The sequence below is a fragment of the Bacteroides sp. genome, from assembly GCF_029057325.1.
Taxonomy (GTDB): domain Bacteria; phylum Bacteroidota; class Bacteroidia; order Bacteroidales; family Bacteroidaceae; genus Bacteroides.
The window spans coordinates 1-25,422 of record NZ_JAICZW010000136.1; the positions used below are offsets into that span (position 1 = coordinate 1).

The 25,422-nt window shown below is 47.1% G+C and carries 17 protein-coding genes; 5 read left to right on the top strand and 12 right to left on the bottom strand.

Translation table 11 applies throughout. The features are described from left to right. Positions 1-198: 198 nt before the first annotated feature. Both K2G43_RS08380 and K2G43_RS08385 read right to left on the bottom strand, forming a co-directional pair. Entirely contained in the window at positions 199-1,272 is a 1,074-nt protein-coding gene (locus K2G43_RS08380; RefSeq protein WP_297642611.1) for a HAMP domain-containing sensor histidine kinase, read from the bottom strand. Between the two features lie 6 nt (positions 1,273-1,278). Beyond that, a complete protein-coding gene (locus tag K2G43_RS08385; RefSeq protein ID WP_300154140.1) occupies positions 1,279-2,613 on the bottom strand; it encodes a sigma-54 dependent transcriptional regulator in 1,335 nt (444 codons plus the stop codon). Positions 2,614-2,971: 358 nt separating this feature from the next. Between K2G43_RS08385 and K2G43_RS08390 the strand changes: the two genes are divergently transcribed. The 4 genes from K2G43_RS08390 (at position 2,972) to K2G43_RS08405 (ending at position 8,851) form a co-directional block, all read left to right on the top strand. Beyond that, positions 2,972-4,330, top strand: a complete 1,359-nt coding sequence (locus K2G43_RS08390; protein ID WP_297642609.1) for a TolC family protein — start codon at positions 2,972-2,974, stop codon at positions 4,328-4,330. A gap of 111 nt (positions 4,331-4,441) precedes the next feature. Further along, a complete protein-coding gene (locus K2G43_RS08395) occupies positions 4,442-5,686 on the top strand; it encodes an HlyD family efflux transporter periplasmic adaptor subunit (protein ID WP_300154144.1) in 1,245 nt (414 codons plus the stop codon). Next, entirely contained in the window at positions 5,686-8,091 is a 2,406-nt protein-coding gene (locus tag K2G43_RS08400; RefSeq protein WP_300154147.1) for an ABC transporter permease, read from the top strand. Before K2G43_RS08395 ends, K2G43_RS08400 begins: the two co-directional genes overlap by 1 nt. Before the next feature lie 94 nt (positions 8,092-8,185). Continuing rightward, positions 8,186-8,851: an ABC transporter ATP-binding protein gene (locus tag K2G43_RS08405; protein WP_297642605.1), complete on the top strand. Its 666-nt coding sequence runs from the start codon at positions 8,186-8,188 to the stop codon at positions 8,849-8,851. 96 nt (positions 8,852-8,947) lie between these two features. Here the strand turns inward: K2G43_RS08405 and K2G43_RS08410 are convergent, their stop codons facing one another. Next, entirely contained in the window at positions 8,948-10,528 is a 1,581-nt protein-coding gene (locus K2G43_RS08410) for a sulfatase (protein ID WP_300154152.1), read from the bottom strand. Positions 10,529-10,837: 309 nt separating this feature from the next. Here K2G43_RS08410 and argS point away from each other — a divergent pair, with 309 nt between their 5' ends. Further along, on the top strand, positions 10,838-12,655 hold the full coding sequence (gene argS, locus K2G43_RS08415) for an arginine--tRNA ligase (RefSeq protein WP_297642602.1): 1,818 nt from the start codon (positions 10,838-10,840) through the stop codon (positions 12,653-12,655). Between the two features lie 155 nt (positions 12,656-12,810). On the opposite strand, the gene K2G43_RS08420 is transcribed toward argS, so the two are convergent. From K2G43_RS08420 to K2G43_RS08460, 9 genes are all read right to left on the bottom strand, one after another. Next, complete coding sequence (locus K2G43_RS08420; protein WP_297642601.1) at positions 12,811-13,002, bottom strand: hypothetical protein; 192 nt, start codon at positions 13,000-13,002, stop codon at positions 12,811-12,813. Then, complete coding sequence (locus K2G43_RS08425) at positions 13,002-15,215, bottom strand: peptidase domain-containing ABC transporter (protein WP_300154157.1); 2,214 nt, start codon at positions 15,213-15,215, stop codon at positions 13,002-13,004. The genes K2G43_RS08420 and K2G43_RS08425 overlap by 1 nt, the downstream gene beginning before the upstream one ends. Before the next feature lie 26 nt (positions 15,216-15,241). After that, positions 15,242-17,551, bottom strand: a complete 2,310-nt coding sequence (locus K2G43_RS08430) for a TonB-dependent receptor (RefSeq protein ID WP_300154160.1) — start codon at positions 17,549-17,551, stop codon at positions 15,242-15,244. A gap of 57 nt (positions 17,552-17,608) precedes the next feature. Then, a complete protein-coding gene (locus tag K2G43_RS08435) occupies positions 17,609-19,927 on the bottom strand; it encodes an outer membrane beta-barrel protein (protein ID WP_300154164.1) in 2,319 nt (772 codons plus the stop codon). Positions 19,928-19,939: 12 nt separating this feature from the next. Next, complete coding sequence (locus K2G43_RS08440) at positions 19,940-21,250, bottom strand: radical SAM protein (RefSeq protein ID WP_300154167.1); 1,311 nt, start codon at positions 21,248-21,250, stop codon at positions 19,940-19,942. A gap of 59 nt (positions 21,251-21,309) precedes the next feature. Continuing rightward, complete coding sequence (locus tag K2G43_RS08445; RefSeq protein WP_300154170.1) at positions 21,310-21,573, bottom strand: hypothetical protein; 264 nt, start codon at positions 21,571-21,573, stop codon at positions 21,310-21,312. Further along, a complete protein-coding gene (locus tag K2G43_RS08450) occupies positions 21,570-22,532 on the bottom strand; it encodes a glycosyltransferase (RefSeq protein WP_300154172.1) in 963 nt (320 codons plus the stop codon). The genes K2G43_RS08445 and K2G43_RS08450 overlap by 4 nt, the downstream gene beginning before the upstream one ends. Before the next feature lie 16 nt (positions 22,533-22,548). Then, positions 22,549-22,905: a DUF3244 domain-containing protein gene (locus K2G43_RS08455; protein ID WP_300154175.1), complete on the bottom strand. Its 357-nt coding sequence runs from the start codon at positions 22,903-22,905 to the stop codon at positions 22,549-22,551. A 147-nt stretch (positions 22,906-23,052) separates the two neighbouring features. Next, positions 23,053-24,789, bottom strand: coding sequence for a tetratricopeptide repeat protein (locus K2G43_RS08460; RefSeq protein ID WP_300154178.1), 1,737 nt, complete (start codon positions 24,787-24,789; stop codon positions 23,053-23,055). Between the last annotated feature and the right edge of the window lie 633 nt (positions 24,790-25,422).

Sequence of the window (25,422 nt, forward strand, 5' to 3'; positions counted from 1 at the left end):
TCGGTCCTAGGGAGTGGAGTTTGTCCGAAGAACGTCCGAAGCCGAATAGGCCCTGGTAGGGGTGGGATAAGATGCAGACAGGAAGAACCGCGGAAAGGAGGGAAAAAGACATTTTTTCACCAGAGCATGCCGGCTGCGAAAAAGAGACGAAAAAATAATTTACATTCAGGGGAGGAGGCACCGGACTCAACGTCACCCTCACACCTGTTGGCAATCGGGCAATCCGGATAGCGGTAGGGAAATCGTAAATGCAGTTTCATGAAAAGGTTGGGAACTTACAGACAATTCTCCGCCATGCATGCGTACAATTTGCCTGGAAAGGCTGAGACCGATACCCGTTCCATTCTTTTTGGTAGTAAAAAACGGGATAAAGATATCCTCGAGCAGATTGGAGGGGATGCCCGGACCGTTATCGGCCATCTTTATGAACAGCGTCATTCCCCGGCTATACACTTTTATGCGTATCTTTCTGTCTGCTTGTTCGGCAAGGGCTTGCATGGCGTTTATCAACAGATTGTTCAAAACCTGCGATAACATCTTTTCGTCCGCATAGACTTGTATTTCCGGTTGGAAAAGGTCAACGGAAAGGTCTATGTGCTGTCGCAGCAAATCTTTTTGGTGAAGTATCTGAATGCTTTCTATCAGAGCGGTCAAGGAGAAATGATTGGATTCGGGCTGCTTCAGGCCTGAAAGCTGTCTGTAGGATTCTGTAAAATAGATTAAGTTCTGTCCTTGGCTTTTGATGGTTTCCAGACCGCGTATTGCTTTTTCGATGGTGAGGTCGGTGATCTCTTTGGCGGGCCTTGAGCCGTGCTCCGTTTGGAAATAAGAAAGAAGGGTTTCCGAGAGTGAGACGATGGGAGTGATGGAATTCATTATTTCGTGGGTCAATACCCGCATGAGCTTTTCCCAGGACTCGTATTCTTTTTGATGCAGTTTACGTTCGAACTCATGCTTTTTATGCGCCGAAACCAATGTGTATATCCTGTTGAAGGAGGCATATAGATAGCGCTGCTCTTTGGTGCCGAAGTGTTCCGGAAAATGAAGCATGGACTCGTTGTCTTCTATGGAATCGAAAAAAAGTTTTATTTTCCGGTTGTAGGAGTTCAGGTAGTAAACAAGTGCGCCAATAAGCCACAACGCGGCTATGACGGCAATCGTGCCTAATATGATGGCCCGTCGTGAGAGGATGCCTGCAAGTCCAAGCCCGAATGTCAGGACAATGAGGCATACGAATAGAAGGGTGTGTATGTATAAACGGGTGCTGAACATTTACCATTAAAAATTAAAGCGTGTCAGCTTGTTGTACAATGTTTGTCTGCTGATGCCCAATTGTTCGGCCGTGGCTGTCAGGTTTCCGGCGTTTTGTGAGATGGCTGTCAATATGGCTTTTCTTTCCACTTCCTTTAGATGGGGGACTTTGTCGGAAGAAAATGTGTTGTCCGAGTGCATGGATACTTCAGAAGGCCTGATTACATCTTTTTCTGTTAAGATGACAGCTTTCTCCATGGTATATTGCAATTCCCTGATATTTCCCGGCCAATGATGGTTCTCCAGTTTGTCCAATGTTTTGGGGTGCAGGGTCAGTCCGGGCCGTTTATACAGGCTGGCGTATTTCTTTAGGAAGTATTCCGCAAAAGCGGCGATGTCTTCTTTGCGATGTCGCAAAGGAGGAATCTCGATTTGTATCGTGTTGATGCGGTAAAATAAATCCTCGCGGAAACGGGTTTGCTTCACCATCTCATGCAGATTGCGGTTGGTGGCGGCAATCAGCCGGATATCGATTGGGATTTTCTTGTTGCTTCCAAGCCGGGTTATTTCCCTGTTTTGTAGGGCAACTAATAATTTTGCTTGCAATCCTACCGACAGGTTGCTTATCTCATCAAGGAAGAGCGTACTTCCGCTTGCCGCTTCAAATTTGCCGATTCTACTTTCATGCGCATCCGTAAAAGCCCCTTTTTCATGCCCGAACAGTTCGCTCTCAAACAATGATTCGCTGATGGCTCCCATGTCCACATGAAACAACTCGTGCCGGCTGCGGAGTGAAAGCCGGTGAATCTCACGCGCCAATATTTCTTTGCCGGTGCCATTTTCGCCGTAGATTAAGATGTTGGCATCTGTTTTGGCAACTTTGGTCACCAGTTTTATTATCTTCATCATGGCAGGCGAATGGCCGATAATCATTGCCGGCTCACTGGGGCCTTTAGTGGGGTTGGCGGGTAATCTGTGTCTTGTCTCCTGTAGCGTGGCCCGTATTTTCTTTATCAGGTTGTCATTGTTCCAAGGCTTCAATACAAAGTCCGCGGCTCCGTTTTTTAATGATTTCACTACGAGGTCAATGTCTCCGTATGCTGTCAACATGATGACAGGTAGTTCCGGCTTCATCTCATGGATGCGCTGAAGCCAGAACAAACCCTCGTTGCCGGTATTGAATCCTACAGAAAAGTTCATGTCTAAAATGACTAAGTCAATCACCTGCTCCTCTAAAATAGGAAATATCTGGTTGGGGTCGGATACGGTCTCTATTTTCTCAAATTCCCTTTCCAAAAGAAGTTCCAGCGAAGTCAATACGCTTTTATTGTCATCAACAATTAGGATAGTACTTGTTTGCATCGGCTCTTTTTTATGGGTAAAAATACCTGTTTCGCAGATGCCGGGCAAAAAAACGCCTAATTATTTGACACATTCGGGAATTTTATTGCGCCCTTCGCGCTGTGTCCATGACGGTAAATCGTGTATGCCATAAACTGATATTTCATTGTCATGAGACTTTCCCGCAACCAATGGAACGTAAAAGGGACGGGATGGCTGAATGCTCCATGAATCTGTCAAAAACATGGACGTTCAGGTGTCCATAATATGGACGTTTGTTTTATATGGATTTTTGTAATATATTAATTGTTAGTGGTTTATGAAAGTGGCATGCAATTTGTATGGCAAAAAGCGGATATAATCACATAAAGCAACCGATATGAGTGTTAAAACATCAGTTAAACAACGTTTATTGATTCTTTTGTCAATCTGCTATGCTGTCCTGCCGGAAACAGGCAAAGCCCAATCCGAATGGACCGAAGAAGACTGTATGCAATATGCCATTGAACATAATCTACGGATACAAAATAAGAAATTGGATGTAAAAATCGCTCATGCGGATGTTGTAACCGCTTATGGGAATTTTTTACCATCAATGAATGCGATCAGCGCATGGGGAAGCCAGTTCGGACGTTCTATAGACCCGCGAACGAATCAATATACTTCTGAGTCTTTTTTTAAGACTACGGTCGGCCTGAATCTTTCTCTTCCGATATTTGAAGGTTTCTCGCGCATCCATAAACTGCAGTTCTACAGAGCGAACAAGGAAATCAATGTATTATTGCGCCAAGTGGAGGAAAACAATTTGGCTTTTGAGGTTCATGAAGCATTTTATCGCTATTGTTTCGATAAAGAAATGCACAAGCTTGCTGTTGAGCAGCGGAAGCTGGGCGAGTATTATTGCAGGCAGATGACGGAGTATGCCGATTTAGGAATGCGTTCCCTTTCCGACTTGCAGGAAGTGAAGGCACGGTTGCAATCCGACATCTATCAAGAAACGGTGAAATCCAACAATTGCCGGCTTTCGCTACTGGCTCTAAAGGAACTCATGAATATCAAAGATGTTGATACACTGTGTGTTGTTATACCCGATAGGGAAATGGAAAAGGATATGGCCGACTGCTCTTTAAGCCCCGATGAACTCTGTTCCGCCGCCGAGATTGTTCTTCCTGAATATCGCATGCTGAATATGAAAGAAAAAGCCGCCCGCCGGTTAAGGGCTGTGGCAAAGGGGGATTTTTACCCTTCCATCCGCATGGAATTTAATCTGAATACGGGCTATTATGATACGGAGAGAACCCGATCGGGAGGTATTGTTCCGTTTCGAGAACAATTGAACAATAATCTGAACAAGTATATCGGAATATGCGTATCTTTACCGTTATTCAACGGGTTGGCCCGTTTGGAGACCGACAGGAAGGAAAAGTTTCGTTTGCAACAAGTACGGAATGAGAATGAGCGACAGCGTTTGTCCTTTTCTAAAGAAATTCATGACACATACCTCTCTTTTCGGGCTACGTTTCAGGAGCATCGATTGGCGAAGGAACAACTTCGTGCGGATTCCATAACATGGAAAGCGGGTGAGGAAAAATGGAAGGAAGGCATGATATCCATGTTCGAATTATTGGAAAAACGAAATCGGTATATGCAGGCTAAAGCGGAGATAATACGTACAAGGCTGCAATATAATCTGAAGAGAAGAGTGATACGATTCTATCGGGAGGGGACATTCTTGTAGTGATGTACTTTTTCATTGGATGGGGTTAGCGGAGTTATCGCTCCTGTAAGTGAAACGAATGTATTGGCATTAAATCATAAAATAACGATGAAGCAGATTGATTATAATGGGATGGATACAAGAATCGAGAAGAAAAGGTCGTTAAGTAAGACTGTGGTTATGGCGATAGGCTTGATTGCCGTTTTTTTAGGCCTGTTATGGCTCGTATTCCGTGACACCTCCTCCTCTATGAATGTCAACAAGGAGGGGGTGACAATCGCTACCGTACAAAAAGGGGAATTCAATGATTACATCCGTGTGGTCGGGCAAGTCATTCCCGACCATATCATCTATTTGGATGCCATAGAGGGCGGGCGTGTCGAAGAGCGCCTGATAGAGGAGGGGGCGCAGGTAAGAGCCGGAGACGTAATCATCCGTCTGAGCAATCCCTTGTTGAATATCGGCATTCTGCAAAGCGAAGCAAACCTGGCTTATCAAGAGAATGAACTCCGCAATACCCGCCTGAATATGGAGCAGGAACACCTCCGCTTGAAGCAGGAGCGCATTGCGTTGCATAAAGATTGGGTGCAAAAAGAGCGCCGCTTTAAGCAGTATTCGCATTTGTTCCAAAAGGAGCTGGTGTCACGGGAAGACTGGCTGCAAGCTCAGGAAGAGTATCGCGCAGCGTCGGAGCAAATCAATGTCTTGGACGAGAGAATCAAACAGGACGTGTTGTTGCGCGATAACCAGTTGCAAAGCCTGAATGAAAATATCCGGAACATCAAGAAGACGCTTCTGCTTGTGCGTGAACGCCTGGAGAATCTGAAGATAAAAGCGCCTGTCGATGGGCAATTGGGAAACATAGAGGCTCAGATAGGGCAGTCTATATCCCAGGGTGAACGTATCGGGCAAATTCTTACTCCGGCCCTGAAGGTGGAAGCCGAAATCGATGAGCATTATGTGGAGCGCATCCATCCCGGACTCTCTGCCGACTTTGAGCGTGAGGGGAAAAAATATGGCATGAAAATGACAAAAGTATATCCGGAAGTGCGGAACGGGCAATTCCGTACAGATTTGCATTTCATTTCCGACAGGCCGGCAAATATCCGGTCCGGGCAGACGTATCACTTGGACTTGCAACTGGGTGACCCTCTGGAAGCTGTCCTCATTCCACGTGGAAGTTTCTATCAGTCAAGTGGTGGGGAATATGTATATGTGGTCGATGAGCAAGAAAAGGTTGCCCGTCGGAGGCAGGTCCGCCTGGGGCGGCAGAATCCTTTGTATTATGAAGTGCTGGATGGCTTGAATCCCGGAGAGAAAGTCATAATCTCCGGATATGACTTATTTGGTAAGAACGAACATTTAAATTTACGGTAATGGAATATCTATCTCAGATTATTAAAAGTCAGCGGGCGAAGAAGTCGCTTTCCGCTCTCAATGTATTTGGTCTTTCCGTATGTATTGGCGCGGCCTTGTTGATTCTGTTTTACGTGAGGTTCGAACTGAGTTTTGACACGTTTCATGAGGGGGAGCGAATCTACCGGGTGGAAAGTCGGCTTTATGAAGGAGACGTGCTGACCGACAATTGGGCCACCACCACATTCGGGCACGCGCCTGTCATGTCTCGCGAGATTCCCGGCATCGAGCAATATGTCAGGGTGACGGCACAAGACCGCGAACAAGAAGTGACCTATAAAGACCGCCAGTTTATAGAAGAACACTATTGCTATACGGAACCGGCCTTTTTCGACCTGTTTAATTTCCCTGTAATTAAAGGAGAAAAGAAGGAACAATTGGCCCGTCCCCATACTGCCGTCATCACAGAAAGCGCCGCGCACCGCTATTTCGCCGACAGCGACCCTATCGGTAAAATCCTGACTTTCAAGACACCCTCGTCGGAACAGCATTTTGAAATCACCGGAATCATAGCGGATATGCCCTACAACTCTCATCTGCGTTACGATTTTCTGCTGTCATACTCTTCCATTCCGGAAGCGCGGCGTGACATTTGGTACATCCATGGTGTATATACGTATATCCGCCTTGAACCGGATAAGCATCCGCGTGATATAGAAGAGGGCTTTCATGTCCTGTCACCGAAGTATAAGACAGCCGCCTTGAAGTATAAAGACTGGAGAGTTGAACTTATCCCTTTGAAAGAGATACATCTGACTCCCCGTAAGTCTTATGAAAAAGAGGAAAAAGGAAGCAGGACGGCTGTGCGGATTCTTTCGATGATGGCCGTCGCTTTATTGCTGATTGGATGGGTGAATGCTTTGAACCTGACCATCGCCCGCTATTTGGAGAGAGGGAGGGAGTTCGGACTTCGCAAGGTGTTCGGCGCTTCTCGCCGTCAAATGGTCATACAGGGATTGTTGGAGTCGGGCCTGTTTAATTTGTTGGCGTTCATTTTAGCCTTAGGGTGGGTGGAGGTCTTGTTGCCGGTTGCCTCCCGTTGGGTCGGGCAAGATTTCGCATTCGATGTCCTCACGTCGCCGGAGTGTTGGGGGATGGCATTGATGATATTTGTCTGCGGAACCTTCTTTATCGGTTTGTATCCCTCGTTGCTGCTTACCCGTATCAAGCCGTCGGACGTGATGCGAGGAAAATTGCTGCATAGCCGAAAGGGGAACGGCATAAGAAAAGCATTAATCGTCATCCAGTTTATAGCCTCTTTTGTATTGGTTTCGGGAACCATTGTGGTGATTAAGCAGACACATTATATGCAGCAGGAGACTTCTTCTGCCCTGTTTGAGCATGTATTGGTTTTGAAGTATCCAGCTTTGACAGAAAATATGTCCGTGCAGATGAGGAACTTCAAGAAGAGGCTGGAACAGGAATCTTATATAAGCCGCGTGGCGGTTTCCGGCGCTGTGCCGGGTGTGGAAGTGGCAAACTATTTTACAAACCGTCCTTATGGAAGCGACATCTCAGAAATAAAGCTGATGCAAATGTTTGCCGTGGATGATGATTATCTGGCTCTGTACGCTCCCCCGATGCTTTGCGGCCGTGGCTTTTCCGAAAACTATGGCGATGAATTGAACAAGGTTGTCCTGAACGAGGAGGCTGTCCGGTTGCTTGGATACTCTTCGCCAGAAGAGGCGTTGGGCAAGCAGCTGGCCATGGAAGTCTTGAAAGAGCCGCTTGAGATAATCGGAGTCGTGAGAAATTATCACCAGCAGTCGCTATCCGACCCCTATAAGCCCATTATCTTCTTCATGAAGGAGCGCGTTCCTCTTATAGCCACGCCCTATATCTCTATACTGCTGAAGACGGAAATCGATTCAAAGCGGCTTGCGGAGATAGAGCGGATATACAAGACTTATTTCCCCTCGACGGTATTCTCTTATTTCAGGTTGAGCGACTACAATGATGATTTATACAAGTCCGACCGTAATTTCAGCTGGATTTTCACGTGTGCGGCGTTGCTTGCCATATTTGTGGCTTGTTTGGGGTTGTGGATTATGACTCTCTTTTCTACCATGGCCCGTGTCAGGGAAATTGGAATCAGAAAGGTGTTGGGGGCGGGCAAAAGAACTCTTTTCATGGTCCTGACGCGAGAGTTGCTGCTCCTTACGGCATTGGCAACGGCATTGGGAACCCCCGTCTCCATTATTTTGATGAATGAATGGCTCAAGACTTATGCTTTCCACATCCTGTTGCCTTGGTGGGGATATCTGATAGCGTTTATGCTGATGATGTGTGTTGCTTTGTTGACGGTAGCCCGTCAGGCCTGGCGGGTGATTCGTCTGAAACCAATGCATGTTTTGAGAAACGGATAATTTCAAATACGCAGGTAACGCCTCGTTGTCTTGTTAACTTGTTTGCTGACAGCATATCAAAGATATGCGAAACTTAAATTAAATATTTGACGATATGATAAAAACAGAAAACCTCTCTATGGTCTTCACGACCGAAGATGTACAGACCCGGGCATTGAGTGATGTGAACTTGGAGATCGGGCAGGGTGAATTTGTTGCCATCATGGGACCGTCCGGATGTGGTAAATCGACCTTGCTGAATATCTTAGGTACGCTGGATACGCCCACTTCCGGAACTTATTTTATAACTGGGAAAGAAATGACTGACATGAATGAGAGCCGGCTCACCTCTTTTCGCAAACGAAACATCGGTTTCGTCTTTCAAGGTTTTAATCTGATAGATGAACTGACCGTATTCGAGAATGTAGAGTTGCCGTTAATATACTTGGGCATTCCAAAGAAGGAGCGGCTCCCCAAAGTAAGGAATGTGTTGGAGCAGATGAACATGGCCCATCGTGCCGGACATTTTCCGCAGCAATTGTCGGGAGGACAACAGCAGCGGGTAGCCATTGCCCGGGCAATCGTTACAGATTGTCCTTTGATTCTGGCAGACGAGCCCACCGGTAATTTGGATTCTGCCAATGGAATCGAAGTCATGACATTGCTTCAGCAACTTAACAGGCAGGGAACTACCATTGTGATGGTTACGCATTCGGAAAGAGATGCCGGCTATGCCGGCCGAATCATCCATTTGCTGGATGGCCGGATCGTAAATCAATGAAGTGCCCCTGTGCAGATGCAATGAAGCCTGAAAGTGCATCAGGATAAAGATGGGAGCATCCCTCTTCCGATGCGCTTTCAGGCTTTTGTGCCGGCGTCAGTCTTTATAGACCTCGCGGATAGGGTCGTCGTACTGTTCCTGAAGTTTCAGCATTTCGGCTTTCAGTTCCTTGGTCAATTCCTCCGTACCGGGTTTTCCATAGATATTGTTCATTTCTTGCGGGTCTTCTTGCAGGTCATAGAGTTCCCAGCAATCGATGTCGTTGTAGAAGTGAATCAGCTTGTAGCGGTCGGTGCGCACACCGTAGTGGCGGCGGACTGCGTGCTCGGCGGGGAACTCATAGAAGTGATAGTAGAGCGATTTGCGCCATTCGGGCACTTCCTCTCCCCTCAGCAGCGGCAGGAACGATACGCCGTGCATGTCTTCGGGCACTTGCACGCCGGCCAGATCGAGGATGGTAGGGCCGTAGTCGATGTTCTGCACCATCTGGTCGATGTCACCTTTCTTGCCTTCCGGCAGACGGACCAGCAGGGGAGTGCGGAAAGACTCTTCGTACATGAAGCGCTTGTCGAACCAACCGTGCTCGCCCATGTAGAAACCCTGGTCGGAGGTATAGACAATCAGGGTGTTCTCCAAAAGGTTGTTTTCCTCCAGATACTTCAGCACACGGCCTACGTTGCGGTCCACCGAGTGGATGACGCGCAGGTAGTCGTGCATGTATTGCTGGTACTTCCATTCAGCCAACGCCTTTCCGCTCAGCTTGTCCTTCTTGAACTTGGCGATGATGGGGTCGTAATGCTTGTCCCACGCGGCTTTCTGTTCGGGAGTCAGTGCGTCGGTGTACATATAGCGACCACGCGGTTCAAGCGCTTCCGAAGAGTGGATTTCGTTCTCTTTGTCGGCAAGTTTCAGGTCATAGACCAGGTCCATGTCTTTGATAATGCTCATCTCTTGTTTGGAAGCGGGGATGCGGCCTTCGTACTTGTCATAGAAGTTCTCCGGCATCGGATAGACCACATCTTCGTAGAGGTCGAGGTCACAGAGGTCGGGCATCCATGTGCGGTGTGGTGCCTTGTGATGGATGAAGAGGCAGAAGGGCTTGCTCTCGTCGCGGATGCTGTCCATCCAGTTGATGGCCATGTCGGTGACGATGTTGGTGGCATAGCCCTCACGTTGCAGCTTTTCGCCGTTGCGGATGAAGGTAGGGTTGTAGTAATCGCCTTGCCCTATCAGGATGTCCCAATGGTCGAAGCCCGTAGGCTCTGAGCCTAAGTGCCACTTGCCTATCATGGCTGTCTGGTAGCCTGCTTGCTGCAATAGTTTTGGGAAGGTCTGCTGGCTGCCGTCGAACATGGCGCCGTCGGCATTGTCGGTATATCCGTTGGCGTGGCTGTGCTTGCCGGTCAGCATGCAGGCACGGCTGGGGCCGCTCAACGAGTTGGCCACGAAGCTGTTGGTGAAACGTGCTCCCTCGTTGGCGATGCGGTCGATGTTCGGAGTCTGGATGTAGCGCTGGTCGTAGGCGCTGATGGTCTGGAAAGAGTGGTCGTCGCACATGATATAGACGATGTTCATGGGCTTCTTTTCCACTTGTTTCTGCTCCTTGCAGGAGGAGAAAGACGTCACCATGGCGGCTCCTGTCAAGGAATACAATACATTGTTCGTAATGTGATTCATAATAAAGAATTTTAAAAGGGTTGTAGTATTACGCTGCAAAATTAATCAATCGGCGATAAAAAAGATTATTTTTTGTCGGGTTTATCCTCTCTTAATCTGCTTATTTCCTTTTATTTCTTTCCAAGAGGGCAAATCATGCTTTTATGAATGCTTCTTGGCCCCCTTTGTTCCGCAGAATCAGAATTTTGCACTATCTTTGAATAGGATTGGATGCGGATCGGCAATGCCAAATCTAAAAAACAAGTTTTTTTATTTGTCACTGCTCTTGCCTTGCACTATCTTTGCACGCACGAAAATATATGTAGCATTATGAATATAGAACAGAAACTCGTAGCGTCCGTTGTGAACGGACTGAAAGCACTCTACGGGCAAGACATCGACCCCGCGCAAGTGCAGTTGCAGAAAACCAAGAAAGAGTTTGAAGGACACCTCACGCTCGTCGTCTTCCCTTTCCTTCGCATGTCGAAGAAGGGACCCGAACAGACCGCGCAGGAGATAGGCGAATACTTGCAGGCAAACGAACCTATGGTGGCGGCGTTCAACGTCATTAAGGGGTTCCTGAATCTCACCATCGCCTCCTCCGCCTGGATTGAACTGCTGAATGGCATCCACGCCGACTCGCAGTACGGCATCACCGCCGCTACCGAGGCTTCTCCTTTGGTGATGATAGAGTACTCATCGCCCAACACGAACAAGCCGCTACACCTGGGGCACGTCCGCAACAACCTGCTGGGTAACGCTCTGGCCAACATCGTAGCCGCCAACGGCAACCGTGTGGTGAAGACCAACATCGTGAACGACCGAGGCATACACATCTGCAAGTCCATGCTCGCCTGGCTGAAGTACGGCGAAGGCGAGACTCCGGAATCCTCCGGCAAGAAGGGCGACCATCTGATAGGCGACTACTACGTGGCCTTCGACAAGCACTACAAGGCCGAGGTGAAAGAATTGTCTGCCAAGTTCCAAGCCGAGGGAATGAACGAAGAAGAGGCCAAGGCCAAGGCCGAAGCCGAATCGCCCCTGATGAAGGAGGCCCGCGAGATGCTCGTCAAGTGGGAGGCAGGCGACTCCGAAGTGCGTGCCCTCTGGAAGAAGATGAACGACTGGGTATATGCCGGTTTCGATGAGACCTACCGCATGATGGGTGTCACCTTCGACAAAATATACTACGAATCCAATACCTACCTCGAAGGCAAGGAGAAGGTGATGGAAGGCTTGGAGAAGGGATTCTTCTACCGCAAGGAGGATGGTTCCGTATGGGCCGACCTCACCGGCGAGGGTCTGGACCACAAGCTGCTGCTCCGCGCCGACGGCACCTCAGTCTATATGACGCAAGACATCGGCACTGCCAAGCTCCGCTTCGCCGACTACCCCATCGACAAGATGATATACGTGGTGGGCAACGAGCAGAACTATCACTTCCAGGTGCTCTCCATCCTGCTCGACAAACTGGGATTTGAATGGGGCAAGGGTCTCGTACACTTCTCCTACGGCATGGTGGAGCTGCCCGAAGGCAAGATGAAGAGCCGCGAAGGAACCGTGGTCGATGCCGACGACCTGATGGAAGAGATGATCAGCACCGCCAAGGAGACCAGCAACGAACTGGGCAAGCTCGACGGACTGACACAGGCTGAAGCCGACGACATCGCCCGCATCGTAGGTCTGGGTGCCCTGAAGTACTTCATCCTCAAGGTGGATGCCCGCAAGAACATGACCTTCAACCCGAAGGAGTCCATCGACTTCAATGGAAACACGGGCCCCTTCATCCAATACACCTACGCCCGTATCCGGTCCGTGCTGCGCAAGGCGCAGGAGGCAGGAATCGAAATCCCCGCCCAACTGCCCGCCGGCATCGAGCTGAGCGAGAAGGAAGAAGGCCTGATTCAGATGCTTGCCGACTTTGCCGGCATCGTCCGTCAGGCAGGCGAAGACTACAGTCCTTCCATTATAGCCAACTATATCTACGACTTGGTGAAGGAATACAACCAGTTCTACCATGACTTCAGCATCCTGCGCGAGGAGAACGAGGCCGTGAAAGTGTTCCGCCTCGCCCTCTCGGCGAACGTGGCGAAGGTGGTACGTCTGGGCATGGGATTGCTTGGTATCGAGGTACCGGAGCGGATGTAAAAAGAAGTTGCGCCGAAACAAACGCTCTGTTTTCTTTCAGGCACGGAATCGCACGGAATACACGGACTGGTAAAAGGTCGGTGTGTTCTGTGAATTCCGTGCCTGAATTATGTGGTGAGGCAGGTTGCGGTTCTTTTTTCTGTTTTCCCCTCTCATTACCGTCCGTTCAGCATACCGGCGGCCCAGGCCATCAGGAGAGCCGATAATACGACTGCCAGCAATACGGTGTTGCCCCATCTTACGATGAAAGTCGGTTTCTGTTCGATGATGCGACGCACTTTCTCGCTGTGGGTATCATTCTCTTTTATGAAATTGGTCAGACAATTCTTTTTTCTTTCTTTCTCCATCAGTTTCCTAATTCCAGTTGGTTTTTGATTAGATTGTAATAGGCTCCTTTTTTCCGGATCAGCTCATCGTGCGTGCCCGTTTCTGCGATGCTTCCCTTTTCCAGCACTACGATTTGGTCGGCGTGTCTCACTGTACTTAGTCGGTGGGCTACAATGACGGTGGTCTTCTCTCGATAGAAGTCTTGTAGATTGTTCACTATCATTCGTTCGTTTCCGGAATCCAGTGAGTTGGTAGCTTCGTCGAAGAACAGGAATGAAGGGTCTTTGTACACGGCTCTGGCTATCAGGATGCGTTGCTTCTGCCCTTGGCTGATGCCTTGTCCGTTGGCACCGATTATGGTATCATATTTCAGGGGCAATTGTTCTACCATTTCTGTGATATTGGCCGTGTGTGCGGCATACTTCATGCGTTCGTAATCTATCTCTTCATTGTCTAAGGCGATGTTGCGGGCTATCGATTCGGAGAAGATGTAACCGTCTTGCATGACCACTCCGCATAGGCTGCGCCAGAACCGCAGGTTTATTTCGTTCAGAGGGTGTTGTCCTATCAGAATATTGCCCGATGCGGGTTGGTAGAATCCTAACAGCAGTTTCAGCAGGGTGGTCTTGCCGCTGCCGCTGGCGCCTACGATGGCGGTCACTTTTCCGTTGGGAATCTTCAGGCAGATGTTATCGAGTGCCTTGAGCGAATGCGAGCCGTTGTAGCTGAACGTTACGTTTTCCAGTATGATATCTTCCCGGTTGCAAAGAGGGTCTGTTACTTCGCGATGCGTGTTCTCATCCTCTTTTTGGCGCACTTCATTGATTCGTTCTATGCTGAGCCTCACATCCTGCCATGAGTAGATGAAGTGCATGAACTGCTCTATCGGCACATTCAGTTGGCCGATGATGTATTGTATAGACAGCATCATTCCCAAGGTCAGTTCTCCCTCTATCACGGCGGTTGCCGTGACTATGGTGATAAGAATGTTTTTCACCTCGTTGATGAAGAGGCTTCCTCCTTCCTGTGTCTGTTGCAGCTTGATGGAGGCTATGTTGGTCCGGAACAGGTCTGCCTGTGTGTCTTCCCATTCCCATCGTTTGCGTTGCTCGCAGTTTTGCAGCTTGATGTCCTGCATGCCGTCTATAATCTGGATGGTCTTGTTCTGCCTTCGTGCGTAGAGGTCGAAAAATTCATAGTCTATGGCTTTGCGCTTCTGCAGGAAGGCACAGACCCACAGCGCATATATCAGGCATCCGCCGGCAAAGATGGCGAAGACCGGTGCATGGTAGTAGAGCAATACGCCTCCGAATATGAGAAAACTGAAGACGGAGAACAGCGTATTCAGTGTCTGTGCAGCCAGAAACTGTTCCAGGCGTTGGTGGTCGTTGATGCGTTGCATCAAGTCCTCCTTCAGTTTGCTGTCGAAGAATGCCATCGGCAGTTTCATCAGTTTCAGGAAGAAGTCGGAGAGCAGGGCTATGTTGATGCGCACGCTGATGTGCAGCAACAGCCACCGGCGTATGAAGTCCACCGAGGTTCTGCCTGCCGCCAGCATCAACTGTCCCAACAGGATGATGTAGATGAGGCTCAGGTTTTTTTCCGCTATTCCCTTATCTACAATGGCTTGCGTGAGGAAAGGGAAGGCCAGTTGCAGTGTGCTGCCTATCGCCAATCCGATAACCAGCTGCACAAACAGGCTTCTATAGCCTTTCAGGTAGTTCCGAAGGAAAGACAGGGAATGCTCTGTACCCGCTTCTCCTTTCAGGGAGTAGAAGAGAGAAGTGGGTTGCAGTGCCATCAATATCCCTTTTGCGTCTTGCGTGTCGCTGCCGGATGATGCCCATGCCTTGCGAAAGTCTTCTTCGTCTATGGTGAGCAGATGTCTTCCCGGGTCGGCGATGTGGAATTTCAGTCTGCCTTTTCGGTTTTTCTCTATCCGGTATAGCACAACAAAGTGGTCTTGGTTCCAGTGCAGGATGCATGGAAAAGGATGTTGCTCCACCAGTTTCTCCACACTCATCCGTCCGCAAACCGTCTTGAAGCCGATTTTAAGGGCCGCTTCGTTCAGGCTTAGCATGGAGACCCCGTTGTGCCCCACGGCGCATAGCTGGCGCATGGCTTCGGCAGAGTACATCTTGCCGTGGTGATGGGCTATCATGCGGAGACAAGTGGCTCCGCATTCCATTGCGTCCGGTTGTTTGATGTGGTGGAAACGGGGTTTGAATATCATATCAACGATATGCGAAACTTTAATTACTAGTTGACACCGATGCTTTGCAGCGTGTTGTCATCATTATAGAACTGCTTCTTCTGTCTCCATTTGTGTTCCACCTTGTTCTTGAACGCATAAGATACGCCGATTAGAAGCATGGGCGAGCGGTCGGTCATGCGCGAACTGTTGTACGAAGTGTATTCCTTGTCTTTCGTCCATGATTTCGAACGCATGCCGCTTCCTATGAACGATTGCGCCATCAGATAGACCCGCCAGCTCTTGGGCAGGTTCCAGGAGAGGTTGGCGTTGCTCCAAGGAATTCCTTCCGATTTTGTGGTATAGCCGTAACTTTTGGTTTGGTATCCCGCATTCAGCGAGAGCGATACGCGCTTGTAGTATAAATAGGTGTTCAGGTTGAAGTTCCATGTTTCCGCATGGTCGAAGGCCATGTCTTTCTGGAATCTCCTTTGGTAGTAGGTGCTTATACCTATGTTGCCGAAAGGCAGGTTGTAGTTGGCGGAAGTGCCTGCGGTCAGGAAGTTCGCACACAAGAAGTTCCGGTACGATTGGATGTAGATGTCATCCTTCATCGTGCCGACGGCGTTGATTAGCTTGGACGAGTAGCTGTAAGTGAGGTAAGGTTCCAGGTACAGCTTCTTGTAGCTGAGTTTGTACGAGAGCCGGATTCGGTCTTGGTAGCTTGGAGTCAGATACGGGTTTCCTTGCGTGATGTACAGGCTGTCGGTGGATGTGTTGCGTGGGTTCAGCATCCCAAGGGAGGGACTGTAGCGGAAACGCTGATAATTCAGGTTCAGGGTGTGTTTCCGGTTGAACTTATAGGCCAGTGCCGCAGCGGGCAGCACATCTATGTAGTGGTTTTTCACCCCGTCCGCTTCGGTGAACAGCATGTCTATGCCTATCGAGAGCGTATAGTTGAATTTGGCTCCCGAACGGTTGTTGTTGAAGCCTGCATACAGGTACTCCTGCCACTTTGTGTAGTTGTATACCGGGAACAGGTCTTTCGTGTCATCGATGTTGGTACTGGAAAAAGAAGTGTTCGAACCTGCGGTCAAGGAGTATTTGCCTTGCAGCAGGTTGGTGTAGTCCAAATCCACTTTTCCGAAATGGCGGTCGTTGCTGAAGTCCATCAGGTTGTGGTATTGGTAGAACGCATTCTGCTCTTTCTGTTCTCCGGTGGAGCCGGACGAGCTGTAGGCATAGTTTCCGGTAGTCTCCAGCCACTGCTGCTTACTGAATGAGTGCTTGTAGTAGAGGTAGGCGGTTGCCAGGTGGTATTTATTGTCCGATTCCTTGTAGGAAGTGTTCTCTGATGATTGTTGCTTGTCGAGGTATTCCACGCTTCCTTGTCCGCGGTCTTCGGTGTCCGTGGGGTTGGCAATATATTTCACTGTGAATGCGGCATAGTCTTTGTCAGAGAAGATGCGGTCGCCGCCCAATCCCACATAATAGCTGTTGGAGTTATAGAAACACTCTGTGGAGGTCTTGCGAGCGATGTTTCCCGACCGGCTTTCCGAGTATCGGTCGCTCTTGTCATCACAGAAATAGAAATGCTGCAGATTCAGATACAGGGATGACTTGGCGTTACCCAGTTCCACACCGGCTCCTGTCACTCCGTGGCGGGAGGTGACGGCGTGTTGCGTGTAGCCGTTTCCATTGACATAGGTAGGGAGTCCGGTACGTTTCAAGTGGATGTTCACGATGCAGGTCACGCCTTCTTCGCCCATGTAGCGTGCCGATGGCGTATCGATGATTTCTACGGATTCTATCAGTTCGGGACTCAGTACTTCTATGTAGCCCGGGCGCTTGATACCGTCTATCAGAATCAGGGGCTTTTCTCCCGTAAGCAGGCTGATGCTGCGAGAGACGGGGTTCACGGTCAGTTTGGGAACCTCCACCAGCGCTTCATAGGCGGTCTGTGCCTTCTTGGCATGTTCGGACAAGAAGAAAGTGGTGCTTCCTGCCCCGCTCTTCACGATGTTGCGCTTGTCGCCCGTCACGGTGACCTCTTCCAACTGTGTGGCATCCTCTTCCATAGTGAACTGGGGCAGGCGGATGTCTCCCGCTAACTTGAAGGAATGCTCTATCGGCTTGAATCCTACCATGGATATGCGGCAGGTGTAGTCGCCCGGTTGTAGGCCTTTCACGTAGAAGTCTCCTTTCTTATTGGTGATGCCTCCTCCTGCCAGTGTATCGGCTTGCAGGAAATAGACGGTACAGCCTTGCAGGGGAGATTTGTCTTTGTCCTTCACGTTTCCGTTCACGGAGGTCTGGGCGTGCAGGAGGGAGAGGTTGCACGCGATGGTTGCTATAAGCAAAAGAATGCGGTTCGTCATTTTTTTTGTAAAAATTTTAGATAAGTACAATTTGGGGGTAACATGGATATTGTATATTTATTCCCTTACATTTACTTTAATTTCCTTCGCTTCACAGTCTTTTGTTCCATAAAACATTTTTCTTTGTCTCCATTTTTGTGCTACCTTGTTTTTAAAGGAATAGGTGACGTGCATCTGGAGCATGGGGTTACGGTCAGTCATTCTTCCAGCAAAGAACAATCTGTAATTCTTGTCTTTTGCCCAAGTTCTGTAATTCTTTTTGCTGAGTATGAAGTTTTGTGCCATTAAGGCAACTTTCCATCCTTTGGGCAGGTTCCAAGAAAGATCAGCCTGGCTCCATAGATATTTTTCTATTTTTTGAGTAAGTGTGTATCTGTCGGGAGAATATCCGCCGGCTAATCTTAAAGAGACATTCTTGTAATAGAAGTTCCCGTTGAAGCTGATTTCCAAAGATTCACCATTGAATGCCATTCCTTTTTGAGATTTTTTTTGATAATTGCCCATCATGTTTATGTTACCGAAAGGAAGGTTGTAGTTGAGGATGGCACCGATTTTCAGGAAGTTGGCGCAGAGTAGATTTTGGTAAGTACTGATATATACATTATCTTCCATGTAGCTTACACCGGAAATGATGTCGGAAGAATAATCGTAACTGATGAAAGGCTCCAGATAGAGTCTTTTGTAGTTGAGCCGATAGGCAAATTGGACATGGTCCAGAAATTGCGGAGTCAGGTAAGGATTACCTTGTTGTACATATAGGCTGTCTGTGGACGTGTTGCGGGGATTTAGCTGTCCGGCAGATGGACTGAAACGTGCACGGCTGTAGTTCAGGCTCAGCGTATGTTTTTGGTTGAATTTGTATGTTAGTGCCAAGGCTGGTAGTACGTCTATGTAGTGGTTCCTGCTTTGGCCTGCTTTTGTGAACAGCATATCCATCCCCAGTGAGATGCTGTAGTTGAACTTGGAACCGGAACGGTTGTTGTCGAAGCCTGCGTACAGATACTCTTGCCATTTCTTGTAATGATAGACGGGAAATTTTTCCGCCATGTCATTTATACTAATGCTGGAATAAGTGGAATTGGAGCCTGCGCTAAAGGTATATTTATTCTTGATGATGTTTGTATAGTCCAGGCTCAACTTGCCAAAATGGTTGTTGTTTTTCAGATTTATCAATTTGTTGTATTTATAAAAGTCGTTGACATCATCCTGTTCTCCTTCGGAGCCGGAAAAACCGTAGATGTAATTGCTGGTAGCTTCTAAGGTCTGTTTTTTACTGAATGTATGTTTGTAGTAGAGGTAGGCGGTGGCTTGGCGGTATTTGTTGTCGTTTTGCATACGGCTGATGACGTTTGACTTCCTGCCATCGGACAAGTATTCCATACTTCCTTTAGATTCCATTCTTCTGTCCGATGGGGCTTCCACGTATTGTATATTGAAAGCTGTATAATTTTTGTTTGAGAAGATGCGATCGCCCCCTATTCCTGCATAATAGCTGTTTTGTGTAAAGTTTCGTATTTGGGATAGTTTTTGTAAGATATCTCCCGATTGAGTTTCTGAATAGTAATTACTTTTTTCATTCGCGTAATAAAAATGTCTGGCGTTCAGATATAATGACGAGTGCGTGTTTCCTGTTTCAAGATTGACACCTGTCGTTCCATGTCCGGAAGTTACGGCATGTTGTGTGAATACGTTTCCATTAAAATAACTGGGGGTAGGTATCCGTTTTAAATGGATGTTGAGGATGCAACTTGTTCCCTCCGATCCTAAGTAGCGTGCGGACGGGGTTTCAATAATCTCTACTGACTCTATCAGTTCCGGTCTCAGTACATCAATGTAATTTGGACGTTTCACACCGTCTATCAGAATCAGTGGATTGTCTCCCGTGATGAGTTTGATATTGCGGTCGATAGGATTCACTAACAGCTTGGGAATCTCCACCAATGCATCATAGGCAGTCTGTGCTTTCTTGGCGTGTTCGGATAGGAAGAAGGTGGTGCTTCCCGCTCCGCTTTTCACGATGTTGCGTTTGTCGCCCGTCACGGTGACTTCTTCCAGCTGTGTGGCATCCTCTTCCAAGGTGAACTGGGGCAGACGGATGTCCCCCGCCAGCTTGAAGGAATGCTCTATTTTCTTGAATCCCACCATGGATATGCGACAGATGTAGTTGCCCGGTTGCAGACCTTTCACGCAGAAGTTCCCTTTCTTGTCGGTGATGCCTCCTCCTGCCAGTGTATCGGCTTGCAGGAAATAGACGGTACAGCCTTGCAGGGGAGATTTGTCTTTGTCCTTCACGTTTCCGCTCACGGAGGTCTGGGCGTGCAGGAGGGAGAGGTTGCACGCGATGGTTGTTATAAGCAAAAGAATGCGGTTCGTCATAGTAGCGTATGATTATTGATTAAACGAGTTGCTAATATACGCATTATTGAAACGATAGCGCATATAATCGGCAATATTTAACTCCATATTCTGTTTTTGGCAGAATCTTCTGAAGTCATTCGGGGTAGTTTCCAGTTGCTTCTGGCAGCAGGGTCCCCAGCATAACGGCAGGAACTTGCACTTCCTGCATAGGTCATTGTCATAAGTGACGATAGACAGGCGTTTGTCCAATTTGGGTTGGTTCCAGTGTATGTTTCCGTCGGGCGACAAGACTCCGTCTTGATGCTCCGTAGTGAAATCACGACCGGAACATTTATATACGGCGCCGTCGTAGGATATGACACATTGGTTTCGGACGGATGCCTTGCATGAATAACTCCTTCTGGCCATATTCATGTACGATACTTTGAAGCCGTTCAGCATCCACAGGTTGATAATCGATTTCAGTTCCTCGTTGTCATAGTTCATAAAAGTACCGGTTTGCCATACGCGTTCCAGATGAATGCCTATTTTGCGACGGTTCACGTCAATCAGGTCCTTTATCAGGTCTTTCATGTAGGGAAGAGTCTCATCATCGTAGTTGATACGCAAGTTGATATAGGTATTTTCCATCTGTTCGGTAAGCATATAGATGGTGCGTACCATGTTGTCATACGTGCCCTCTTTGGTTTCGGGTATGAATTTTATTTGGTCGTGCCGGTCCTTATATCCGTCTATGGATATTTGGAATGTGGCGTTTAAATCGTTGAACAGGGGAAGGGTGTCCGGAGTGATGCAAACGGCGTTGGTGACAAAGAAGAAAGAAACACGCTTCTGCCGGGCGGTGACGTATTGTTTGATTTGCGACAACAAGGGATATAGCTCTTCCTTAAAATACAACAAGGGTTCTCCTCCAAACAACTCGACGTTGAGGTAGTTCAGTTCCGGATTCCGGCTGAACAGCTGCTTTATGTATTCCAATATGGCTTGAGAATTTTCGGCGGTCAGATGGCTGCCTTGAATGTGCTTCTCAAAGCAGTACCAGCACCGCAGGTTGCAGTCTAAGGAGGGGAGCAGGGTGAGGTGGTAGGTGTAAGGCGAATTTATGCTTGCGTCATATTCCTGGCACAATTCCTGATACTCGTCTGTTTCATCTTCTACGATAAATTTGTTCTTTATCAAATCATTATATGCTTTGGGAGATTCTTGGGAGAGCTTCTGCAGATTGTTTTTTAGCAACTCGGCGTCTGCATTTGAGAGGACACAGAACGAATCGCATTTGGTATTGTAACAGATGACGTTGTTTTTGTTTTTAGTATATATATTGTAATAACTTACTTTCATAATAGATTTTGTATTTAAGGTGTAAAATGAGGGTGAAGTGTTTCACCCTCATTGATTTTCTACTGGGCAGGAGAGTTGTCGGCAGGGCTGTTACCTTCGCTAATACATCCGCATCCGGCTCCGGAACCGCACCCGCATCCACATCCGGCTCCGGAACTACATCCGCATCCACAACCGGCTCCGGTGCCACATTCACACCCGCAACCGGAACCGCTACTAGAGCTTGCAATTGTTCCTCCCAAGATGAACATAAGCTCATCTCCCATTACCTCTATGCCTTCTAATGGCAATAGAGCTTCTTTCTCTGTAATGAAATTTTTCATAATGATTTGGTATTAAAATTATTACTAAGCCGCATGGCGCGGTCAAAGTCGATGGTAAATATCCGTTTGTAATGTTCGTTCAACTCTTCCAGCAGGCATTGGTTGTCCTCCAGTTGTTCCAGCATTCTTTGATACAAGAGCTCGTTTTGTTGTCGGCAGATGGAGAATACTTTTTCTTTCAGATTCTCGGGAAGCAACAGCGCTGCAATCCATAAGCGGTTATACATCAACTCGTCTTGACATACTCGATAGGGAGAGCGCGTGCGGTAGATATGTCCTGCCTCAATATTCTTGATAAGCCGGCACCGGCCTCCTTCCATCCAGACTTTTAGCGATATATAAGTTTCGTCGAAACCATAACGGATAAGGCCTTCCAATCCACGGAGATGCATCCAATAGCGTTTGCTGGCGGCATAGGCTGCTCCAAACACGCACGGAATATCTATGAGCTCTTTCTCCGGTTCCGGTTTTTCTCCGAATATCCATTTAGGTCTCAGTAAGTAGTCGTCCTGAAACGATATGTAGGCACCATAAGACACTTCACGATCTGGAAGGGGGATTACCTCATCGCTTTCGTCTTTGATGAGAGCATACGTTTGGCAGCATAACAGCTGTCTGTCATCTTCGTTCAAATAACTTGCTATTTGTGCTGCCCAACCTTCCCGATAGAATCGCATGTGCGCGTCCAGAAACAGAAAATAGGGAGTTTGTATCAGGCTCACTCCCAAATCGCGGCAAGCAGCAATTCCAATTCTTTTTTCATTTCGGATATAGGCAACGGAGTAGGGCTTCAACATCTCTTCGTAGTCATACAGATGATTGGAAGCATCGTTGATTACCAATATATCTACTTGTTCCGCAGCATATTGGCGTACGCTCTCTACGGTTCGTGCCACTTCTATTCCTTCATTTAGAAAAGAAATGATTACTGTCAGCTGTTTCGTTGTGACTTCAGACATGCTTATTCGATATTCCTTATTCTACATCAAAGTAACCCCAATACTCATGCTTCCCGTCGTTTAATTCGAGAATGTAGGTTCCATTCTCAAGGTTCCCAAGAGGTAATTCATAAGTTTGTTGTGAAGAGAGGAAGATACTTTCTGATGAAATGATGTTTCCTTCTTCATCTTTGACGGTTACTTGGAAACCTTCTATCGAAATTTCGGATTGTAGATAGATGGTGCAGGCTTCGTAGTAGGCGGTTGGTTTTATAAGAATAGAACGCTCTTTTTCATATCCTGTATTTACTTTATGTAGCTGAATTTTCTCTTGATTAGCCCATATCCCTATGCAAAGTGATAGTGCGTAAATAATAATAAGCAAACGTTTCATAATAATATGTTTTGATTTTCGTCTGCGAATTTATTGGGTTTTAGTCGGTCTCCTATACGAAATCTGTGCGGTTTTTGTGCGGTTCTTGTTTTGTAATGCTATTTTGTGCGGTTTCTAGTGTGTGTTTGTGCTGTTTTTTGCAAGTGCTTATAGTGATTGAATGATTTTATCCCATTGTTCAGGTTTTCCTGTTTCCCCATGTGTTTTTTCATACAGCTTTTTGCGGGCAGAGACGATGGCAGATTTGCTCCTTCCGGTGAGCGTTGCGATGCCGGTTACATTGATTCCTATTTTGAGTAACAGGCAAATCTTCATTTCGATGTCACTTACGGGATAGATGGCTTGCAGGCGTGCAGTGAAATCTTTGTAGTAGCGGTTTATTTCGATGCGGAGCACTTCCCAGTCTTGGCTATTTACTATTTTATCATTGTTGGCAGCATCTATAAATTTGCTGTAAATTTCTGATTGACGGAAGGCTATTTCAGCTAAAGCTTGTTCCTTTTGGTCTGCTTCTATTTTGCTGTTCATGCGAAGTATTTGCTCTTTTTGGGCTAAAAGTAATTTTTGCATGTTGATGTTGGTTGTATTACTTTGTTGCAATTCTGTTTCCAACTTTTCTATTTTCAGTTTATTCTCTTTGATGAATTGGGCGCTTTTCTGATATTGTTCTTCTTTTTGTCGTTTTAATTCTTTCAAGCTGTTTTGTAATAATAGTTTCTTGTGTTTGTTGATGTGGAAATAAATGAGAAAAGCAATACACAAAATACTGGCGATTAAAAATATGGTCACAATCCCAAAATGTTGTTGTGCATTTTGGATTTTTAGACGGTTATTCTCTTTTTCGTGCAACTGATAGTTGTAGAGCGATTGTATTTTGCGGATGTTTTCACTATCCGTAATGGTTTTAATGGTATCGGTTAGTTCAATGTATTTATTAAGATGCTGTGAAGCAGATTGATTATCAAGTTGCTCTTGACTGATTTTCGCTAATTGCCAGTGGGCTGTCTGTTGTGCATAGATATCATTGGCTTTTAATATACTTTTATAGTGATATATGGCAGAATCTATTTTTCCTGTTTCCAAATATAAATTGGCAGTTATGAAATGTCTGTTTGTCTGTTGTGCAGGCCGGGGTGAATCTAAAGATTGCAAAGATATCAGTGCTGAATCATATTGTTTCATTTGTGTATAAAGGCTTACCAAAGCTGTTTGCGCCTTGTCCATTAGTTGTTTCTTCCCGATTTCTTTTGCTTGTATGTAGGCTTGTTTATAGTAGAATAAAGCACTGTCAGCATTGCCGAATGCGGTGAATGTATCTCCTATATCGCAAAGGTTGATAGCCATGCCTCTGTCATCTTTTAGAAGGACTTGATATTGGAAACTTTTTTTGTATGATTTCATCGCCTCTTCATATACGTCTTGATATAAGAACAATTCCCCCATTTGACTATAAATAACTTTGAGCAACTTGTAATCAGTCCCCCCTTCCAGCAGTTCCGCGGCTTTCTGATAATAGCCCAGTGCTTGCGGTGCATCTCCCAAGTCGGAATATACGCGTCCTCCGTAATAATAAGCTTCCGGCAGGTGTCTCTTGTCCTTCTTCGTTTCATAATAACGGAGTACTTGTTGTATCAGGCTGTCCGAGGTGTGCGTGATGTAGGCTTTGTCTCGTGCTTTTATGCTGAGCAGTTGATAGTACATCTGTGTGCTTTGTGGCTCTGTGAGGATGCTGTTTTTGAGTCGCTCCAGCAGGGTGCAGGCGCTGTCCGGGTGGGTATAGATCAGTGTGTCTGCCGCTTGCAGGATGGCGGGATAAGGCTTGCGGTGGCAGGCTTGACAGCATAGGAGCAGGAGGCATACAGAAAGGAGTTTTATGGTTTTCATGCTATTGGTTCATTCTTTATTTGATGCAAATGAAGTAAAGAAAAAGAAAACCGCCTATTCGGGAAAGTGTTTTTGCTGATACTTAAATTTATTTAACGAATCCATCGTGTCAGGTAGCAGTTCTATTCACCCGATTGGAGTCCGATAGCTTGTAGGGCTGTACCTTGGTGCAGCCGCTCATCTGCATGCTTTCGGCTGCCGAATAGCCGTCTATGCTCAAGTTGCTCATTAACACATGAATCAGGCGTTTTTATACACCCGGTTGCACAAGAATATGTACGGAAACGGCGAATTTTATTCGTTAGATAGCTGTCTAACGAACGGAAAACGGATATCTAACGAATGGTAAACAGCTGTCTAACGAGTAGGAAACGGTTATATAACGAATTAAAAACAACGCTTAATGAGGTTAATAACCCTAAGAATGGGAATTAAAGGCAGGGAATTATCAACTCATTTTAATCTCATCCCACCTGCACCGGATTCCACGTTCCGAACCGTTGTTGTCTGATGGTATTGATACCTGCGTTCACGATATACCGACAAGTCTCGGCCATACTTCCGGCAAAACCCGGAAGAGCGCAGTTGCGATTTTTGGCCGTTTTAGTCTTTTATTGAAAAGAAATGTCTATT

What these genes read in the sequence shown, in the direction of transcription:
- K2G43_RS08455 (WP_300154175.1), bottom strand. Translation starts at nt 22,905, where the DNA reads ATGAAACGTTTGCTTATTATTATTTACGCACTATCACTTTGCATAGGG.
- K2G43_RS08395 (WP_300154144.1), top strand. Translation starts at nt 4,442, where the DNA reads ATGGATACAAGAATCGAGAAGAAAAGGTCGTTAAGTAAGACTGTGGTT.
- K2G43_RS08385 (WP_300154140.1), bottom strand. Translation starts at nt 2,613, where the DNA reads ATGCAAACAAGTACTATCCTAATTGTTGATGACAATAAAAGCGTATTG.
- K2G43_RS08430 (WP_300154160.1), bottom strand. Translation starts at nt 17,551, where the DNA reads ATGACGAACCGCATTCTTTTGCTTATAGCAACCATCGCGTGCAACCTC.
- K2G43_RS08390 (WP_297642609.1), top strand. Translation starts at nt 2,972, where the DNA reads ATGAGTGTTAAAACATCAGTTAAACAACGTTTATTGATTCTTTTGTCA.
- K2G43_RS08400 (WP_300154147.1), top strand. Translation starts at nt 5,686, where the DNA reads ATGGAATATCTATCTCAGATTATTAAAAGTCAGCGGGCGAAGAAGTCG.
- K2G43_RS08420 (WP_297642601.1), bottom strand. Translation starts at nt 13,002, where the DNA reads ATGGAGAAAGAAAGAAAAAAGAATTGTCTGACCAATTTCATAAAAGAG.
- K2G43_RS08405 (WP_297642605.1), top strand. Translation starts at nt 8,186, where the DNA reads ATGATAAAAACAGAAAACCTCTCTATGGTCTTCACGACCGAAGATGTA.
- K2G43_RS08440 (WP_300154167.1), bottom strand. Translation starts at nt 21,250, where the DNA reads ATGAAAGTAAGTTATTACAATATATATACTAAAAACAAAAACAACGTC.
- K2G43_RS08435 (WP_300154164.1), bottom strand. Translation starts at nt 19,927, where the DNA reads ATGACGAACCGCATTCTTTTGCTTATAACAACCATCGCGTGCAACCTC.
- K2G43_RS08445 (WP_300154170.1), bottom strand. Translation starts at nt 21,573, where the DNA reads ATGAAAAATTTCATTACAGAGAAAGAAGCTCTATTGCCATTAGAAGGC.
- K2G43_RS08450 (WP_300154172.1), bottom strand. Translation starts at nt 22,532, where the DNA reads ATGTCTGAAGTCACAACGAAACAGCTGACAGTAATCATTTCTTTTCTA.
- K2G43_RS08380 (WP_297642611.1), bottom strand. Translation starts at nt 1,272, where the DNA reads ATGTTCAGCACCCGTTTATACATACACACCCTTCTATTCGTATGCCTC.
- K2G43_RS08460 (WP_300154178.1), bottom strand. Translation starts at nt 24,789, where the DNA reads ATGAAAACCATAAAACTCCTTTCTGTATGCCTCCTGCTCCTATGCTGT.
- K2G43_RS08410 (WP_300154152.1), bottom strand. Translation starts at nt 10,528, where the DNA reads ATGAATCACATTACGAACAATGTATTGTATTCCTTGACAGGAGCCGCC.
- K2G43_RS08425 (WP_300154157.1), bottom strand. Translation starts at nt 15,215, where the DNA reads ATGATATTCAAACCCCGTTTCCACCACATCAAACAACCGGACGCAATG.
- argS (WP_297642602.1), top strand. Translation starts at nt 10,838, where the DNA reads ATGAATATAGAACAGAAACTCGTAGCGTCCGTTGTGAACGGACTGAAA.